16 protein-coding genes and 1 pseudogene are annotated in these 16,852 nt (G+C 63.5%); 6 read left to right on the top strand and 11 right to left on the bottom strand.

Features of this window, described 5'->3' with window-relative positions; all coding sequences use genetic code 11:
- Positions 1–4 precede the first annotated feature (4 nt).
- Both bglA and NKI85_RS05810 read left to right on the top strand, forming a co-directional pair.
- Positions 5–1,669, top strand: coding sequence for a beta-galactosidase BglA (gene bglA, locus NKI85_RS05805; protein ID WP_352522471.1), 1,665 nt, complete (start codon positions 5–7; stop codon positions 1,667–1,669).
- Positions 1,670–1,694: 25 nt separating this feature from the next.
- Complete coding sequence (locus NKI85_RS05810) at positions 1,695–2,807, top strand: ABC transporter ATP-binding protein (protein WP_352522470.1); 1,113 nt, start codon at positions 1,695–1,697, stop codon at positions 2,805–2,807.
- Positions 2,808–2,992: 185 nt separating this feature from the next.
- Here NKI85_RS05810 and NKI85_RS05815 read toward each other — a convergent pair whose 3' ends face one another.
- The 9 genes and pseudogenes from NKI85_RS05815 to NKI85_RS05855 all read right to left on the bottom strand — a co-directional run bounded on the left by NKI85_RS05815 (position 2,993) and on the right by NKI85_RS05855 (position 10,420).
- On the bottom strand, positions 2,993–3,229 hold the full coding sequence (locus NKI85_RS05815) for a DUF680 domain-containing protein (protein WP_352522469.1): 237 nt from the start codon (positions 3,227–3,229) through the stop codon (positions 2,993–2,995).
- A 68-nt stretch (positions 3,230–3,297) separates the two neighbouring features.
- A complete protein-coding gene (locus NKI85_RS05820) occupies positions 3,298–3,504 on the bottom strand; it encodes a DUF680 domain-containing protein (protein WP_352522468.1) in 207 nt (68 codons plus the stop codon).
- 72 nt (positions 3,505–3,576) lie between these two features.
- Positions 3,577–3,780, bottom strand: coding sequence for a DUF680 domain-containing protein (locus tag NKI85_RS05825; protein ID WP_352522467.1), 204 nt, complete (start codon positions 3,778–3,780; stop codon positions 3,577–3,579).
- Between the two features lie 442 nt (positions 3,781–4,222).
- Positions 4,223–4,969 (bottom strand): FAD-binding oxidoreductase, encoded by a 747-nt coding sequence (locus NKI85_RS05830; protein WP_352776347.1) that lies wholly within the window; start codon positions 4,967–4,969, stop codon positions 4,223–4,225.
- Entirely contained in the window at positions 4,966–5,577 is a 612-nt protein-coding gene (locus NKI85_RS05835; RefSeq protein ID WP_352522465.1) for a molybdopterin-dependent oxidoreductase, read from the bottom strand. Before NKI85_RS05835 ends, NKI85_RS05830 begins: the two co-directional genes overlap by 4 nt.
- Positions 5,578–5,712: 135 nt before the next feature.
- Positions 5,713–7,250 (bottom strand): annotated as a pseudogene (locus NKI85_RS05840) (DegQ family serine endoprotease).
- Positions 7,251–7,651: 401 nt separating this feature from the next.
- Positions 7,652–8,377 (bottom strand): MBL fold metallo-hydrolase, encoded by a 726-nt coding sequence (locus NKI85_RS05845; protein ID WP_352522464.1) that lies wholly within the window; start codon positions 8,375–8,377, stop codon positions 7,652–7,654.
- Between the two features lie 16 nt (positions 8,378–8,393).
- Positions 8,394–9,560, bottom strand: coding sequence for a diphosphate--fructose-6-phosphate 1-phosphotransferase (locus NKI85_RS05850; protein ID WP_352522463.1), 1,167 nt, complete (start codon positions 9,558–9,560; stop codon positions 8,394–8,396).
- Positions 9,561–9,655: 95 nt separating this feature from the next.
- Positions 9,656–10,420, bottom strand: a complete 765-nt coding sequence (locus NKI85_RS05855; protein WP_352522462.1) for a L,D-transpeptidase — start codon at positions 10,418–10,420, stop codon at positions 9,656–9,658.
- Positions 10,421–10,607: 187 nt separating this feature from the next.
- On the opposite strand from NKI85_RS05855, the gene NKI85_RS05860 reads away from it, so the two are divergent.
- The 3 genes from NKI85_RS05860 to xylB all read left to right on the top strand — a co-directional run bounded on the left by NKI85_RS05860 (position 10,608) and on the right by xylB (position 14,213).
- Positions 10,608–11,231 (top strand): LysE family translocator, encoded by a 624-nt coding sequence (locus NKI85_RS05860; RefSeq protein ID WP_352522461.1) that lies wholly within the window; start codon positions 10,608–10,610, stop codon positions 11,229–11,231.
- A 9-nt stretch (positions 11,232–11,240) separates the two neighbouring features.
- Positions 11,241–12,566, top strand: a complete 1,326-nt coding sequence (locus tag NKI85_RS05865; RefSeq protein ID WP_352522460.1) for a tetratricopeptide repeat protein — start codon at positions 11,241–11,243, stop codon at positions 12,564–12,566.
- Positions 12,567–12,758: 192 nt separating this feature from the next.
- The gene (gene xylB, locus NKI85_RS05870) at positions 12,759–14,213 is read left to right on the top strand and encodes a xylulokinase (protein ID WP_352522459.1); all 1,455 of its coding nucleotides are present in this window, start codon (positions 12,759–12,761) and stop codon (positions 14,211–14,213) included.
- Positions 14,214–14,254: 41 nt separating this feature from the next.
- Here the strand turns inward: xylB and NKI85_RS05875 are convergent, their stop codons facing one another.
- A complete protein-coding gene (locus NKI85_RS05875; RefSeq protein ID WP_352522458.1) occupies positions 14,255–14,614 on the bottom strand; it encodes a nuclear transport factor 2 family protein in 360 nt (119 codons plus the stop codon).
- A 110-nt stretch (positions 14,615–14,724) separates the two neighbouring features.
- Here NKI85_RS05875 and xylA point away from each other — a divergent pair, with 110 nt between their 5' ends.
- Positions 14,725–16,050, top strand: coding sequence for a xylose isomerase (xylA, locus tag NKI85_RS05880; RefSeq protein WP_352776353.1), 1,326 nt, complete (start codon positions 14,725–14,727; stop codon positions 16,048–16,050).
- 123 nt (positions 16,051–16,173) lie between these two features.
- Here the strand turns inward: xylA and NKI85_RS05885 are convergent, their stop codons facing one another.
- A complete protein-coding gene (locus tag NKI85_RS05885) occupies positions 16,174–16,818 on the bottom strand; it encodes a TetR/AcrR family transcriptional regulator (protein WP_352522456.1) in 645 nt (214 codons plus the stop codon).
- Positions 16,819–16,852 lie beyond the last annotated feature (34 nt).

Genomic DNA, 16,852 nt, shown 5'->3' on the forward strand with positions numbered 1-16,852 from the left:
GATCATGCAATCCGCTTTGAAGGCGACCCCGAAGCCCGATCTCGCTATCGATCGCGACTGGTGGCGAGGTGCCGTGATCTATCAGATCTACCCGCGCAGCTATCAGGATTCGAACGGCGACGGCATCGGCGACCTCAGAGGCATCATCGGCCGGCTGCCCTACATCGCCTCGCTCGGTGTCGACGCCATCTGGATCTCGCCATTCTTCAAATCGCCGATGAAGGATTTCGGCTACGACGTGTCGGATTATTGCGACGTCGATCCGATGTTCGGCACGCTGGCCGACTTCGACGCGCTGACCGCCGAGGCGCACCGGCTTGGCCTCAAGGTGATGATCGACGAGGTGCTGTCGCACACCGCCGACATCCATCCGTGGTTCAAGGAAAGCCGTTCGAACCGGAGCAATCCAAAGGCGGACTGGTATGTCTGGGCGGATGCCAAGCCGGACGGCACGCCACCCAACAACTGGCTGTCGATCTTCGGCGGCTCGGCCTGGCAGTGGGACACCAGCCGCCAGCAATATTATCTGCATAATTTCCTGGCCGAGCAGCCCGACCTCAACTTCCATAGCCGCGCGGTACAGGACGCGCTGCTCGACGTCACCCGCTTCTGGCTGGAGCGCGGCGTCGATGGCTTTCGCCTCGATACCATCAATTTCTATTTCCACAGCCAAGGCCTGGAAGACAATCCGCCGCTGCCGCCTGAGCAGCGCAACGACCAGACGGCGCCGGCCGTCAACCCCTACAACTACCAGGACCATCTCTATGACAAGAGCCGGCCTGAAAACCTCGGCTTCCTCGAACGCTTCCGCGCCCTGCTCGACGAATATCCGGCGACGGCCGCGGTTGGCGAAGTCGGCGATTCGCAGCGTGGGCTGGAAGTGGTGGCGGCCTATACGGCCGGCGGCAAGCGCGTGCATATGTGCTATTCCTTCGACTTCCTGGCGCCGGAGAAGATCAGCGCGGCAAAGGTGCGCTCGGTGCTGGAAACCTTCGGCAAGGTGGCCAGCGACGGCTGGTCGTGCTGGGCCTTTTCCAACCATGACGTGATGCGACCTGCCTCGCGCTGGGCGGCCAACGAGCCCGACCCGACCGCCTATCTCAAGGTCATCTCGGCGCTGCTGATGTCGTTGCGCGGCTCGGTCTGCATCTATCAGGGCGAGGAGCTCGGGCTCAGCGAGGCCGAACTCAGCTTCGAGGATCTGCAGGACCCATACGGCATCCGTTTCTGGCCGGAATTCAAGGGCCGCGACGGCTGCCGTACGCCGATGGTTTGGGACGGCGCCGCTCGCAATGGCGGCTTCTCGACGGCAAAGCCCTGGCTGCCGGTGCCCAGCAAGCATCTAGCGCAAGCGGTCAACGTGCAGCAGGGCGACGACGGCTCGCTGCTCGAGCACTACCGGCGCTTCCTGGCTTTCCGCCGCGCCCATCCGGCGTTGACCAAGGGCGATATCGAGTTCATCGAAAGCGAGGGCGACACCGTCGCCTTCACGCGCCGCGAAGGCAACGAGCAGATCGTCTGCGCCTTCAATCTCGGAGCAAAGCCGGCCGAAGTCGATCTTGGCGGCCGCTCATTGCAGCCCTTGCCGGGACACGGGTTTTCGGGACAGACTGGCGCCGGCACTATCCGCCTCGGCGGCTACGGCGCCTGGTTCGGGCGTATCGACTGAATTCAAGGAAGAACTGGAGGGTACCATGGCCGATGTCAGGCTAAGGCAAGTGAAGAAATCATACGGCAATCTCAACATTCTGCACGGCATTGACCTCGACATAAAGTCGGGCGAATTCATTGTCTTTGTCGGTCCCTCGGGTTGCGGCAAGTCGACCTTGCTGCGCTGCATCGCCGGGCTCGAGGAGATCACCTCGGGCGAGCTCAGGATAGACGGCGAGATCGTCAACGACGTGCCGCCGTCGAAGCGCGGCATCGCCATGGTGTTCCAGTCCTATGCGCTCTACCCGCATATGACCGTCTATGACAACATGGCCTTCTCGATGAAGATCGGCAAGGAAAGCAAGGCCGAGATCGACAAGCGGGTGCGCCAGGCGGCCGAGATCCTGCAGCTGACCAAATATCTCGACCGTCTGCCCAAGGCGATGTCGGGCGGCCAGCGCCAGCGCGTCGCCATCGGCCGCGCCATCGTGCGCAATCCCAAGGTCTTCCTGTTCGACGAGCCGCTATCCAACCTCGACGCGGCGCTGCGCGTCGCCACCCGCATCGAGATCGCCAAGCTCAAGGAATCGATGCCCGCTACGACGATGATCTACGTTACCCACGACCAGGTCGAGGCGATGACGCTGGCCGACCGCATCGTGGTGCTGAAGGAAGGTCATATCGAACAGGTCGGAACGCCGATGGAGCTCTACAAGCGGCCCGGCAATCTGTTCGTCGCCCAGTTCATCGGCTCGCCGGCGATGAACATCCTGCCGGCGACGATCGACAAGACCGGCAACCCGACGGTCGTCAGCCATGTCGGCGGCCGCAAGGCGACGGTGCCGATCGCAACGCCTGCCTCCGCGAAAGGCGCTGCGGTGAGCTTCGGCGTGCGGCCGGAGGATCTGATGATCGCCACCGGGGCCGACTATTTGTTCGAAGGCACGGTCGATTATGTCGAGCAGCTCGGCGAAGTCCAACTCGTCTATGTCGACATCGGCCGCGCCGACCTGCCGCTGGTGACCAAGCTGCCGGGCAATGTCGGGGTCAAGCGCGGGGCGACGATGCGGCTGACGGCGGATGCCAGTGATCTGCATATCTTCGATGCGGACGGACACTCCTTCGCGCTCCATGAAGCAGAAGCAAAGGCGGCCTGAACTCTGGAACGGTTCATCGTTTCACGGAAACGCCGAACCGCGCTATCTTTTTTGACGCAATTCCGGACGGAAAACCGTTTCACACTTTTCCTGGAATTGCTCCGAGCGGGCGTTTTCTCGGCACGCAAAAAACAAGAGCAGCGGGCATGGCCCGCCGCTCTTGTTCAGGAAGTCCAGCTCGGCTGTTAGCGGCCGAACAGGTTGCGGTCGGCGCCCTGAGGCGCGGACTTCGGGACGTCGCCCGACGAATTCAGCAGCTTGTAGACCGGCGAATTGCTGTCACGTACCGAAGACGTCTGCGTCTTGTCGACGTTGACGGTCGACTGCTTGTTGATGTCGGTCCCGCCAACATTGTCGTTGCGGGCATAGGCGCTGCCGGCGGCGATCAAAAGAGCGGCGGCAGTAAGAACAATCTTTTTCATTTGGATACTCCTGGATTTTCGAATCAAGCGGCGGGCATGCCCGCCCGCCTTAGTGGTGGGATCGGCTGTTAGTTGTTGCCGAAGAGGTTGCGGTCGGCGCCCTGGACGACCGGCTGCTTTTCAGCCTGGTCCGACTTCTTGACGGAAGCCGTGTAGGAGCTGTCGACCAAGACAACCGGCTGGTTGGCTCCGTTGGAACCATAATTGTCGCTGCCGGCGAAGGCGCTGCCGGTGATGGCCAAAACGGCGACGGCAGCAAGAGCGATCTTTTTCATTTCAATACTCCTGAATTTTTTTCAGATCCCGGGCGGCGGCTATGCCCGCCGCCCTGATGCTGGGATCGGCTGTTAGTTGTTGCCGAAGAGGTTACGGTCGGCGCCCTGGACAGGCTGCTTGTCGGCATGAGCCGGCTTCTGAATGGAAGCCGTATACGAGCTGTCGACCGAGGCGGCAGGCTGGTTCGCACTATTGGAACCAAAGTTGTCGCTGCCAGCGAAGGCGCTGCCGGTGATGGCCAAAACGGCGACGGCGGCAAGAGCGATCTTTTTCATTTTTTAGTACTCCAGTATCTTAGTTTTCGGTCCGTCTAGCGGCGTGTCTTGGGAGGAATTCGCGTCGTTCGGACAGCCCCGATGTGGGAAAGCCAATGGCCAGTTTCCAATCACGAAGTTGTTTGGTGTGGACCAAGAATCTACACCTTGAAATTGTGCCAGAGATTCCTTTCGCCACAATTTTATTGCTAAACATCAAGTAAATAGCCCATAGCATCGGTCTGGCTGCAAGGTGACTTGGAGAGGCAGCGTTCACAGCGTCCTGCACGCATTGTCAACAGAAACGAACCGTTCGGTTCGATTTTTCAAACCGATAAAAGTCGCAGCCGAGGTTGTTTGTCGAATCGTTAACCATTTCGGCCAAATGCGGCGTCGGCGTTGCGGCTGCTTTGGCCTGCCTTATGCCGCCCAGCGAAGACTGCAACGGGCAAGCAGAACCGGGTCAGACCCCGTAACGTTCGGTGCGGATGAGAGCCGCGGGAACGCCGGCATCGATCAGCGCCTCGGCGGCGGCCGTCACGAATGCGTTCGAGCCGCAGACGAAGGCGAGCTTCGGCGGCGCGGGCAGCCTGGTCATGGCTTGCACCATCATCGCGGTGTCGACCCGCCGCGCATAATCCGACGGTCGGCGGGCCGGCTCGCGCGTCAGCGTCAGCACCAGATCGAAGCCATCCCGGCGCTCGGCGAGGTCGATCAACTCGTCGCGAAAGATCACCTCGTCCCAGACCCGCGCGGAAAACACCAGGGCGGTGGCGACCAGCGATTTCCGCATCGCCCGGTGACGGACCATCGCCATCAGCGGCACCACGCCCGACCCGCCGCCAACCAACAGGAGCGGTCCGCCATCGCTGTCGGACCAGACGAAATGGCCGCCGAGCGGCCCGCGCAATTCGACCTCGTCGCCCACCGCCGCGATCTCGTGAAAGAACGGCGAGACCTCGCCGTCCTCGAGTTTTTCAATCGCCAGCTCGATGGTCTCGCCGCCCTCCGGCGCCGAGGCAATGGAGTAGGAGCGGCGCGCCTGATAGCCGTCCGGCGCCGTCAGCCTGACGTCGACATGCTGTCCGGCACGATAGGCGAAAGGCCGCGACGGCTGCAGGAAAAAGCTGGTGACGCGCGGCGTGCGCTTTTGGATGCGGGTGATGGTGACCGTCTGCCAGGGCGACTGCGCCGCCGGTCCATCGCTCATGGATCGTTCGTGTAGCGCTGCTCGCGCCACGGATCGCCATAGATATGATAGCCTCGCAACTCCCAGAAACCCGGCTCGTCACGCTCGGTGAACTGCAATCCGTTCAGCCATTTGGCCGATTTCCAGAAATAAAGATGCGGAACGAGCAGCCGCGCCGGCCCGCCATGGTCGGGCGTGATCGGCTTGCCCTCGTAAAGCAGCGCCACCATCGCCTTGCCGGCGGTGAGATCCTTCGTCGGCACATTAGTGGTGTAGCCGTCGAAACCCAGCGCCAGCGTGAAAGCGGTCGGCGGCTCAATGCCGGCATCGGCAAGGATGTCGTCGACCAGCACGCCCTGCCACGCCGTGTCGAATTTGGTCCATGCGGTCACGCAATGGATGTCGCGCGTCATCTTGGTCAAGGGCAGCGCGTTGAACTCGGCCCAGTTCCATTTCTTGATCGGCCGCGGCCCGTGCTTAAGCGTGAACGACCAGTCCTCGGTGCGCACGTGCGGCGTCGGGCCGGCCGACAGGACCGGGAACCCTTGCTCGAGATACTGCCCCGGCGGGATGCGTGCATCCGTATCCGTCGGGGGCTTTCGTCCGGAAGAGAAGCCGCGGGTAACCATCGAGAATATCCGTTTGCGCAAGGTCCAATCGAACTTTGCCAGTTTTCTCGAAGACGCGCCCGCGGGCAACTGAAATCTTGGCTCCGGCCTGGCGGCAAAAAACTCTACATCGACCTTGGCGGCGCGCTGCCTGCCTCAACCACTGGCGAAGGGGACGGCGACAAACATCTGGGCGTCGCCGCGCTCGACAAGCAGCAGCACCGATTTCTTGCCGGATTTGGCAGCCTGCACAATCGCCTGATTTGCCTGTCTGGCGCTCCGCACCGGAGTCTGGTCGACGCCGACGATGATGTCGCCGGGCTGGATGCCGGAAGCCGATGCCGCCTTGTTCGGGTCGACGCGCTCGACCAGTGCGCCGTGCTGGTTTTCTGGCAGGTTCATTGCCTGGCGCACATCCGGAGTGACGTCCATCAGGCCGAGACCGAGCGCCGGTGCGCGAAGGCCCTGCCCCGTCGACGGCTGACCTGAATCGCCCGTCACCGATCCCGTTGCCGTGTCGTCTTCGTTGCGCCCGATCTCGACGGAGATCTGCAGGCCTTTCCCCTTGCGCCAGACATTGAGGGCTTCCCTCGTGCCAGGCGCAACGTCAGCGACGGCGCGCGACAGATCCCTCGGATCCTTTATCTCCTGGCCGGCGAAGCTGGTAATGACATCGCCGGTCTCGAGGCCGGCCTTGGCGGCCGGCGATCCGTCGCTGACCTGCGCGACCAGCACGCCGGCGGGGTGATCGAGGCCGATGGCGCTCGCCACATCAGGCGTCACCGGCTGAATCTGGACGCCGAGATAGCCGTACTGGATGGAGCCGCCCTTCATCAGCTTGGCGACGACCTTTTGCGCCTGGTCGGAGGGGATGGCGAAGCCGACGCCGACGCTGCCGCCATTCGGCGAAAAGATCGCGGTGTTGATGCCGACGACATCGCCGTTCACATCCGTCAGTGGGCCGCCGGAATTGCCCGGTTGATCGGCGCGTCGATCTGAATGAAGTCGTCAAACGGGCCGCTGTGCAGGTCGCGGCCGCGCGCCGAGACGATGCCGGCCGTGACCGTGGTGCCAAGGCCGAAAGGATTGCCGAAGGCGAGCACCTGATCGCCCGGCATGAGTTTGTCGGAACTGCCCCATTTGACGGTCGGCAAGGGCTTGCCGACGTTGACCTTGAGCACGGCAAGATCGTTCTTGGCGTCATGGCCGATCAATTTGGCGGGAAGCTCGCTGCCGTCGTCGAGCGTCACCTTGACCGACTGGGCGCCGTCGACGACGTGATTGTTGGTGACGATCATGCCGTCGGAGCCGACGATGAAGCCTGAGCCGAGAGCCTCGGTGCGGGGCGCCTGTTCCGGCGGTGTCTTGGGGGCGGGCAGTCCCTGGTCACCGAAGAAACGGCGGAAATAATCGTCGAAAGGCGAGTTTCCGCCGAAGGGAGAGGCGTCGCTCGTGATGTCCGGCTGTTGTACTTTCATGACCGTCGTGATGGTCACCACTGCCGGTTTGTCGGCCGCCACGACCGGAGCGAACGAGCCGCGGGGCGCCGTCATGCCGGTGACAGGTGGGGTCACTGTTGCCGCCAGGACATCATTCAGCCTGGGAGCGAAGGACAGGGCGAAGGGGCTGACTATCAGTGCGGCGCCCAGCAAAGCGGCGACGCGATGTCTGCGAAGGGTGTGGATTGGTGACATGGCCGTTGTCCGGGCGAGAGATTGGTGGAGCGCCGCAACGTTCCGTCACCGGAACAATTCATCGGCGCGTCGGTCGTCGGCGTTGCCTGTCTCGCCTGTCACGGCAGCCGACCGGATCGACAGCCCCGCATCTAGGGCGCCGATCGGAGTGTCCAGATGAGGTTACGAAGATTTAATTTCCGGCTGGACGAAGATTTGATTTCCGGCTGGCAACCGCCTTGCGGCGTTGCCGCCGAAACCCGAAAATACAAAAACCCGCCTCGGGAGGCGGGTCGTTGGGGCGAATCAGCACCATACCCAAATTAGTAGCATAGCTGCCGGCACAAAGCAAGAACAAAATAGCTGCCCAAGACAAATCGCTTCACATTTGCGCCGCCCCGTCACTGCCACTGCCGAGGCCGCTATGCCGCTGTCCCGTCGGTCCGGCTGAGATAGGCGGTGGCAATCTCGCGCATCCGCCTGCCGTCGAAGCTCGGTCCATGGCCGCCATGGCCGATGCGGATCGGCAGCTCGAGCAGCCGCTGCATCGTCCGGCGGTAGGCGGCACGATCCGAATCCGGCAGGTCGTCGATCAGCATGGCGTCGTAGATGGCGTCGCCGGCGAAGAACAGGCCGTCAGTCTCGTCGAACAGCGCGATCGAATCGGGAGAGTGGCCGGGCAGATGCAGCACGCGGAACTGCCGGTCGCCGAGGTCGACCATATCGCCCTCGTCCAGGGTCCGGGTCAGCGGCGCCGGCGGAATCCTGTAATCGGCCGCTTTCCAGCCTTCCGCCGGCAGCTTGGAGACAGCGCCTTCCAGATCGTGGAACATGTAGGCGTAGGTCACCGCTTCATCCATGCTGTCGAACTGCGCGGCGCTGTGGCGCGGCCCTGCCCGCAACGGAAACTCGTGCAGCGAACCGACATGATCGAGATGGATATGCGTGGCGACGGCGAGCAGCGGCTTGCCGGCCGGCGTGTCGATCTGCGGCGCCAGCGGGCAGATCCCCATGCCGGTGTCGACCAGCAGGTCGACATCGCGGCCGCGCAAATGCCAGATGTTGGCACGCACGAAATCATGCACGAAGGGCTCGGTCAGCATCGTCGTCTTGGCGTCGACGATGGTTTTGCTGAACCAGTTGTCCATCAGGTCAAGGCCGGCATCAGACGAACGGCTTGCCGACCTTGTACTTTTGCGGGACCAGCCGCTTCAGATAGGCCATGCCCGCATCGGACAGCCGGTTGACATCGGGCAGCATGAAATCATCCGGCATATGGCGCGTCTTGCCGGCGACGTCCTTCAGCGGCACCTTCCTCAGCACGGTTTTCTTGCCGTCATATTGCAGCGCCACCGAACCGCCGCCCTCTTCGGCCACCGTGACCGCGAAGGCTCCGGCGTCGAAGGCCTCCTGCGCGTCCACCGCGCTGATGGCACCGACATAGCCGCGCGGCATGTAGCCGAGCGCATCGACGCGCGCCCGCTTGCCCGGCAATCCTTCGGCGAGCGCGTGCTCCAGTGCTGCCGGCAGGTCGCTGCCCGACAGCTTGACGTTGCCGTGCTGGTCGCGCTCCAGCCTTTCCGGCGGCACCAGGCTTTCGACCAGCGCCTTGCCGTCGGCGGTGCTGACGCCTTCGGAGACGGCAACGATGCAGCGCTTGTGGCGGTCGAGCGTGGCGCGCACGTCGTCGATGAAGCCGGCCGCCGAGAACGGCCGCTCCGGCACGTAGACGAGATGCGGGCCGCTGTCCTGATCGAGCTGCCATGCCGCGGACGCGGCCGTCAGGAAACCGGCATGCCGCCCCATGACGATGCCGACATAGATGCCCGGCAAAGCGCGGAAATCGAGATCGACCGAAAGAAACGCCCCGGCGACGAACTCGGCCGCCGACATGAAGCCGGGCGTATGGTCGTTCTCCTCGAGATCGTTGTCGATGGTTTTTGGCGCGTGCACGAAGGCGATCTTGCCGCCGGCGGCGTCGGTCAGGATCTGCTGCGTGCCCGACGTGTCGTTGCCGCCGATATAGATGAAGGCGTCGGCACCGGCTTTCTTCAGGCCGTTGAGGATGAGGTCGCAGTAGGCGGCATCCGGCTTGTCGCGCGTCGAACCAAGCGCGGCGCTCGGCGTCGCCGCGATCAGCCGCAAACGGTCCTCGGGGATGGCGGAAAGATCGACGTAATTGCCGTCACGAATGCCGCGCACGCCGTGGATGGATCCCAGCACCTTGGCGCCGGGATGCCGCTTGCGGATTTCGAGCGCAGCACCCACCACAGTCTGGTTGATGACGGCGGTCGGGCCGCCGCCTTGCGCGATGACAAAAGTTCCGGCCATTGTTCACGTCTCCAGGGCGATGAAATCGCAGGCACATTCGCCTGTCTTGCGGCATCGCGCAACGGCAGAGTGATCGCTGAAGGCGAAGCCGCCGTTCAGACGACGACGATCGGGTTTTTCTTGGAGACGCGGCTGTAGAGGTCGATGATGTCCTGGTTGATCAGGCGCACGCAGCCCGACGACATCGCCTGTCCGATGCTCCACCATTCGGGCGAGCCGTGGATGCGATAACCGGTGTCGCTGCCGTTCTGATAGATGTAGAGGGCACGCGCGCCGAGCGGATTGTCGAGGCCGCCCGGCTGTCCGCTTTGCCACTTCACCAGTTCCGGCTTGCGGGCGATCATCTCGGGCGGTGGGGTCCAGACCGGCCATTCCTTGCCGTACTGGATGTTGGCGCGGCCGGACCAGCGGAATCCGTCCTTGCCGATGCCGACGCCGTAACGGATCGCCTCGCCGCCGGGCTGCACCAGATAGAGCAGCCGTTCCTGCGAGTGAACGACAATGGTGCCGGGCTGCTCGCCGGTCGGATCGACGACGATCTGGCGGCGGAATTCCGGTTTGACCTTGAGGTAAGGCACTTCCGGCACGTTGAAGCCGCCGTCGGTGAGCGCGGCGTACATCACGTCAGGGCTGGTGATGTTCTTGTCGACGCTGATGCTCGGGCGGACCGGCCGGATCGAGCCGGTGGCGACGTCGTCGAGCTGGAGCGACGGCAAATCCAGCGTCTGGCTGCAGCCGGCGATGCCGAGCAGTGCCAGCGCGCCGGCGCCGGACAGCACCGTGCGGCGGGAAAGTTGTATTTCGGTTTCGATTGCGTCGCCATTGTACGGCGGCGTCAGACCTTGCGGCAACTCACGCATATTACCCAAACCCTACGCTGTCGGCGGGAAACACGGTCCGGCCGAATAGCAGGCATTTTCACCAATCATGGTTGAAAAAGCGTGAAGGCTGGCCGCCTGGCGTTAACGAGGGCTTTTTCGATTTTGCCTCTTTACATCTTCGCCGGGCCAAGGATTTATCCTCATCTTTGAGCTCAAGGAGAAGAAAATGTCCTTCGAAAACTGGGCCGCCTTTGCCGCCGCCTCGGCAGTCCTTCTGGTCATTCCGGGCCCGACCATTCTGCTGGTGGTGTCCTATGCGCTCGGCCAGGGCTGGCGTACCGCGCTGCCGATGGCGGTCGGCGTGGCGCTCGGCGACTTCACCGCCATGACATTGTCGATGCTGGGCATCGGCGCGCTGCTGGCTGCGTCGGCCACCGTATTCACCGTGCTGAAGGTGATCGGCGCCGGCTATCTGATCTATCTCGGCATCAAGCTGTTTCGCGCCGGCGGTGCGCTCAGGGCCGAACCGCGCACCGATGCGGTGTCGTCGGCGAAAATGATGGCGCATGCCTGGCTGGTTACGGCGCTCAACCCGAAAAGCATCACCTTCTTCGTCGCCTTCCTGCCGCAGTTCCTCGACCGGCATGCGGATTTCTGGACACAGATGCTGATTTTTGAGACGACCTTCCTGGCGCTCGCCTTCGCCAATGCCTTCGGTTACGCGCTGATCGCCGCAAGGGCGCGCACCGTGGTGCGCAATCCGAAGGCGATCCGCATCTTCAACCGCACCGGCGGCACGCTGCTGGTCGGCGCCGGCATCGCGACAGTGGCGATGCGATCGGGCAACTGAGGACAAGGCATGGCAGCAAGGGACGCATTCGGCCTGACGCTGTCGGGCGCGACGGAGGCCGGGCTTTCGTCCTACAGCCGGGCTGTGCGCGAATTGCAGTGCTTTATCGGCGATCCTGTCAGTTCCGTTGACCGGGCAATCGCCGACGATCCCGGCTTCGTCATGGCGCATGTGTTTAAGGGCTATCTGTTCGGCCTCGCCACCGAGCGTGACGCGACGGCGGTGGCCAAGGCATGTCACGAGGCAGCGCTGCCGTTACCGGCAACGGCGCGCGAGCAGGCGCATGTCGCCGCACTTGGCCACCTTGCAGAAGGACGCTGGCACGAAGCCGCTCGCCTGCTCGAGGATATCGCCATCGAGTTCCCGCTCGATGCGCTGGCGCTGCAGACCGGCCACCAGATCGACTTCTTCACCGGCAACGCCCGTATGCTGCGCGACCGCATCGGCCGTGCACTGCCGTCTTGGCAGAGCGGCATGCCGGGCTACCATGCCATACTCGGCATGCAGGCCTTCGGGCTGGAGGAAATGGGCGACTATGCGCGCGCCGAAAAGCTTGGCCGCACGGCGGTCGATCTCGAGCCGCGCGACGGCTGGGCCCAGCACGCCGTCGCCCATGTCATGGAGATGCAGAGCCGGCAGAAGGACGGCATATTGTGGATGCGCGCCAATCCCGAAGCGTGGACGCGGGAAAGCTTCCTGCAAGTCCACAATTGGTGGCACCTGGCACTGTTCCACTATGATCTCGGCGAGACCGACGAGGTGCTGGCGCTCTATGACGGGCCGATCTATGGCGAGCGCTCGACGCTGGCGCTCAACATGGTCGATGCCTCGGCGATCCTGTGGCGGCTGCATCTCGGCGGCGTCGACGTCGGCGATCGCTGGACGGCGCTCGCCGCCAATTGGGTGCCCAAGGCCAGCGCCGGCAACTATGCCTTCAACGACGCCCACGCGATGATGGCGTTTGTCGGCGCCGGCCTCGAAGCGCCGGCCCGCAACTTGCTCGACGCGCAGCGCGAGGCGATGCGCGGCAAAGACGACAACGTGGGTTTCACCAGGGATGTCGGCCATCCCTTGACGCTCGCCATCAAGGCGTTCGGCGAAGGCAATTATGCCGAGACGATACGCCTGATCCGGCCGATCCGGGCAATCGCCCATCGCTTCGGCGGCAGCCATGCACAACGCGACGTCATCGACCTGACGCTGGTCGAGGCGACATTGCGTTCGGGCGATGGCGCGCTGGCGAGGGCGCTTGCGGCGGAACGCGCCCTGGCGCGGCCGGACAGCCCGTTGTCTGCACTATTTTTGCGGCGCGCAACCGATCCCGCGGCGAATTGACCAAGGCTAAATCTTGCCTTAAAAACTGCCCCGGCGAGATTTTTTCGAGTGTCGAAAAAATCTTCGCGTGTTGACCGGAGGGCGTTTCCGGCGGCACGATTGCCGGGATATCTTCGCCACCGTGTCGCAGGACAGGGCCGGGGAGCAAGGAAAAGACCGTCGCCGCCAGGCATGACGGACGTGGGAGGAAACATGTATCTCGGCCTCGATCTCGGCACGTCGGGCGTCAAGGCGCTGCTGATCGATGCCAGGCAGAGCATCGTCGGTTCCGGCCATGCGCCGCTCGATGTGTCGCGCCCGCATCCCGGCTGGTCGGAGCAGAATCCCGCAGACTGGATCCGGGCCTGCGAAGCGGCGATCGCCGAACTGCGGTCCACGCATACGAAGGAGCTCGCGGCGGTCAAAGGCATCGGCCTCTCCGGCCATATGCATGGCGCCACTCTGCTCGATGCCGGCGACCAGGTGCTGCGCCCTTGCATCCTGTGGAACGACACACGCAGCCACGCCGAGGCTGCCGCACTCGATGCCGACCCCCGTTTTCGCAAGCTGACCGGCAACATCGTCTTTCCCGGCTTTACCGCGCCAAAGCTCGCCTGGGTCAAGAACAACGAACCGGATGTTTTCGCCAAAGTGGCAAAGGTCCTGCTGCCGAAGGACTTTTTGCGGCTCTGGCTCTCCGGCGAGCACATTTCGGAAATGTCGGATTCGGCTGGCACGTCGTGGCTCGATGTCGGCAAACGAGCCTGGTCTGCCGAACTGCTCGCCGCCACCTCGCTCGACGAAAGGCAGATGCCGTCATTGGTCGAAGGCACGGCAAAGGCCGGTGCCTTGCGCAGCGAACTGGCTGCGAAATGGGGCATGCTATCAGGCATCCCGATCGCCGGCGGCGCCGGCGACAACGCGGCCTCGGCCTGCGGCATGGGCACGGTCGGCGCCGGCCAGGCCTTCGTTTCCCTCGGCACGTCCGGCGTGCTTTTTGCCGCCAACGCGTCCTATCTGCCCAACCCGGAAAGCGCCGTACACACATTCTGTCATGCGCTGCCCGGTACCTGGCACCAGATGGGCGTCATTCTGTCGGCGACCGATTCGCTGAACTGGCTGTCGGGAATCGCGGGCAAAGGCGCCGGCGAGCTGACCACCGAACTCGGCAACGCGCTGCAGGCGCCGACCGGCGTCTCCTTCCTGCCCTATCTCTCAGGCGAGCGGACGCCTCACAATGATTCCGTCATTCGTGGCGCGTTTACCGGGCTTGCCCATGAATCCGGCCGCGCGGCACTGACCCAGGCCGTGCTCGAAGGCGTCGCTTTCGCTTTCCGCGACAGTCTGGAAGCACTGGCCAAAGCCGGCACGACGCTGACCCGGGTGACGGCGATCGGCGGCGGCTCGCGCTCGCACTATTGGCTGAAGGCAATCGCCACGGCGCTTGGCCTGCCCGTCGATATTCCAGCCGACGGCGATTTCGGCGCTGCCTTTGGCGCGGCCCGACTTGGCCTGATCGCGGCGACCGGTGCCGATCCGCGCGCCGTCTGCGCGGCGCCGGCGACCGACGCCACGGTCGAGCCGGTCGCCGCCCTCGGCGACGCCTATGCGCAAGCCTATCAGCGCTATCGCCAGCTTTATCCGGCGATCAGAGGCGCCACGGCGTGAACGGTTTCCCGCCCTCGCCGCGGCCTGCCGAGAAGGCCTCACTATGCCGGCACTTTGTCGAGAAAGCCGGTGACGCTTTTCAGCCGGCCATTTTCGATGACGCCGATATCCGTGCCTTCGATGACGGATTCGATGCCGTCCGGCCCAAGATTCCACGAAAAGCGGATGGTATCGGCGAAGCCGTCCGGCTTGCCTTTCAGCGAGAACCTAAAGCCGGCAAAGCGCTGCTGCACGCCGTCGATCAGCGCGGCAATGCCGTCATGGCCGTCGCCCTGCATGATCGGATCGCGGTAGCTGACGTCTTCGGTGAAGGTCGCCTTGAGCAAGGCTTGCATGCGCGCGGCGTCGCTCTCGTTCCAGGCGGTGATGTAGTTTTCGGCAATGGTGTTGAGGTCGGTCATGGTCTGTCTCCTTCGTTGGGTGGCTTTGACACGAGCCTTTTCGACCAGCGTAAGCGCGAAACCAATTACGCCTGAGGTAATCAGGCAGAACCATGCGAGAGGAAGAGAACATGACCAGCGGTTTTTTCGGCGACATCCAACAGATCAAATATGAGGGACCGGATTCGACCAATCCGCTGGCCTACCGGTTCTACAATCCCGACGAGATTGTCGTCGGCAAGCGGCTGGAAGACCATCTGCGCTTTGCCGTCGCCTATTGGCATTCCTTTGCCTGGCCGGGCGGCGATCCGTTCGGCGGCCAGACGTTCGACCGGCCATGGTTCCCCAAGGCCGGCGGTACCGACACGATGGAGCTGGCCAAGCTCAAGGCCGACGTCGCCTTCGAGATGTTTTCGCTGCTGGGTGCGCCTTATTTCTGCTTCCACGATGCCGATGTGCGGCCGGAGGGCCGCGACTTTTCCGAAAGTGCGGCGCGGCTCGACGAGATCGCCGATTATTTTGCCGGAAAGATGAAGCAGACCGGCGTCAAGCTGTTGTGGGGGACTGCGAACCTGTTCTCCAACCGCCGCTTCATGTCGGGCGCCGCCACCAATCCCGATCCGGACGTCTTTGCCTATTCGGCGGCGACGGTGAAACACTGCATCGACGTCACCAAGCGGCTGAACGGCGAGAACTACGTGCTGTGGGGCGGCCGCGAGGGCTATGAGACGCTGCTCAACACCGACCTTGCCCGCGAGCAGGAGCAGGCAGGCCGCTTCCTCAATCTGGTCGTCGACTACAAGCACAGGATCGGCTTCGAAGGCACCATCCTGATTGAGCCGAAGCCGCAAGAGCCGACCAAGCACCAGTACGATTACGACGTCGCCACCGTCTATGGCTTCCTCAAGCGTTTCGGACTGGAGAATGAGGTGAAGCTCAACATCGAGCAGGGCCATGCGATCCTGGCCGGCCATTCGTTCGAGCATGAATTGGCACTCGCCAACGCGCTGGGCGTCTTCGGCTCGATCGACATGAACCGCAACGACTACCAGTCGGGCTGGGACACCGACCAGTTCCCCAACAATGTACCGGAAATGGCACTGGCCTACTATCACGTGCTGCAGGCTGGCGGCTTCAAGACCGGCGGCACCAATTTCGACGCCAAGCTCAGGCGCCAGTCGCTCGATCCGCAGGATCTGCTGATTGGGCACATCGGCGGCATGGATTGCTGCGCTCGAGGCCTCAAGGCAGCGGCACGCATGATTGAGGACAAGGCGCTGTCCGCCCCGCTCGCCGAGCGCTATGCCGGCTGGAATTCGGCCGAGGCCAAGGCGATGCTTGCCGGCAAGCGTACGCTGGAGGAGATCGCTGAGCGCGTCATCAAGGAGGAGATCGAGCCGCAGCCCAGGTCCGGCCGCCAGGAACTGCTCGAAAATATCGTCAATCGATACGTCTAAGGCGTACCGTTTTCACGGCCGCATTGTTCAGCGGCCGCTGGCTAAAGACGGCTTTCAGCAGGGCTGAGACCGACGACAAGGTTTGCCCCGTGCGAATGCGCGCGGCCTGTCCGCTGACCGGGTCTAGCGCTTGTCCTGGCCGTGATCGAGGCCTCTCAGGTAGGCGCAGAACATGTCGGCCATGGCGTCGGCGTAGGCTTCGATCTCCGTGGCGGTTCGAGGTGCCTCCGAGAACTGCTTCCCGACCGTGCTGAGCGTCGTCATGACCAGGTCGCCGGCCAATTCGCGAGTCACTTCCGAGGCCTTGGGCAGCGCCTCCTCCATGAAGACCCGGATGATGCGGTCTCCGGACGCCCTTGCCGCCTGCGCCTCAGGCGCGTCGCGGTAAAGGGGTGCGGCGTCGTCGAGCGCCACACGTACCGCGGCCTCGTCACACTCCGAGCGGAGGAAGGTGCGGACAAGGGCGCGCAGCCGCTCGAGCGGCGGTTTCCTAATATCCTCGAGGATGAGGCGCAGCAGCTCGGTCGTCTGCCGCCATTCGTCGCTCTGGAGCCGGAACAGGATCGCCGCCTTGTTCGGAAAATACTGATACAGCGATCCGATGCTGATACCGGCCTTCTCGGCCACCCGCGCCGTGGTGAAGCGCTGCGCGCCTTCCCTCGCCAAAACCTGAACAGCAGCCTCCAAAATCGCAGCGACGAGCTCCGCCGAGCGGGCCTGCTTGGGCTGTTTTCGCGAGGAAATCCGGGGACTTCGGTGATCGCTCATGGAGGGGCGTGCCAATGCGATTAGCAAACGCGAA

This window comes from Mesorhizobium sp. M0571 (assembly GCF_040320985.1).
Lineage (GTDB): Bacteria > Pseudomonadota > Alphaproteobacteria > Rhizobiales > Rhizobiaceae > Mesorhizobium.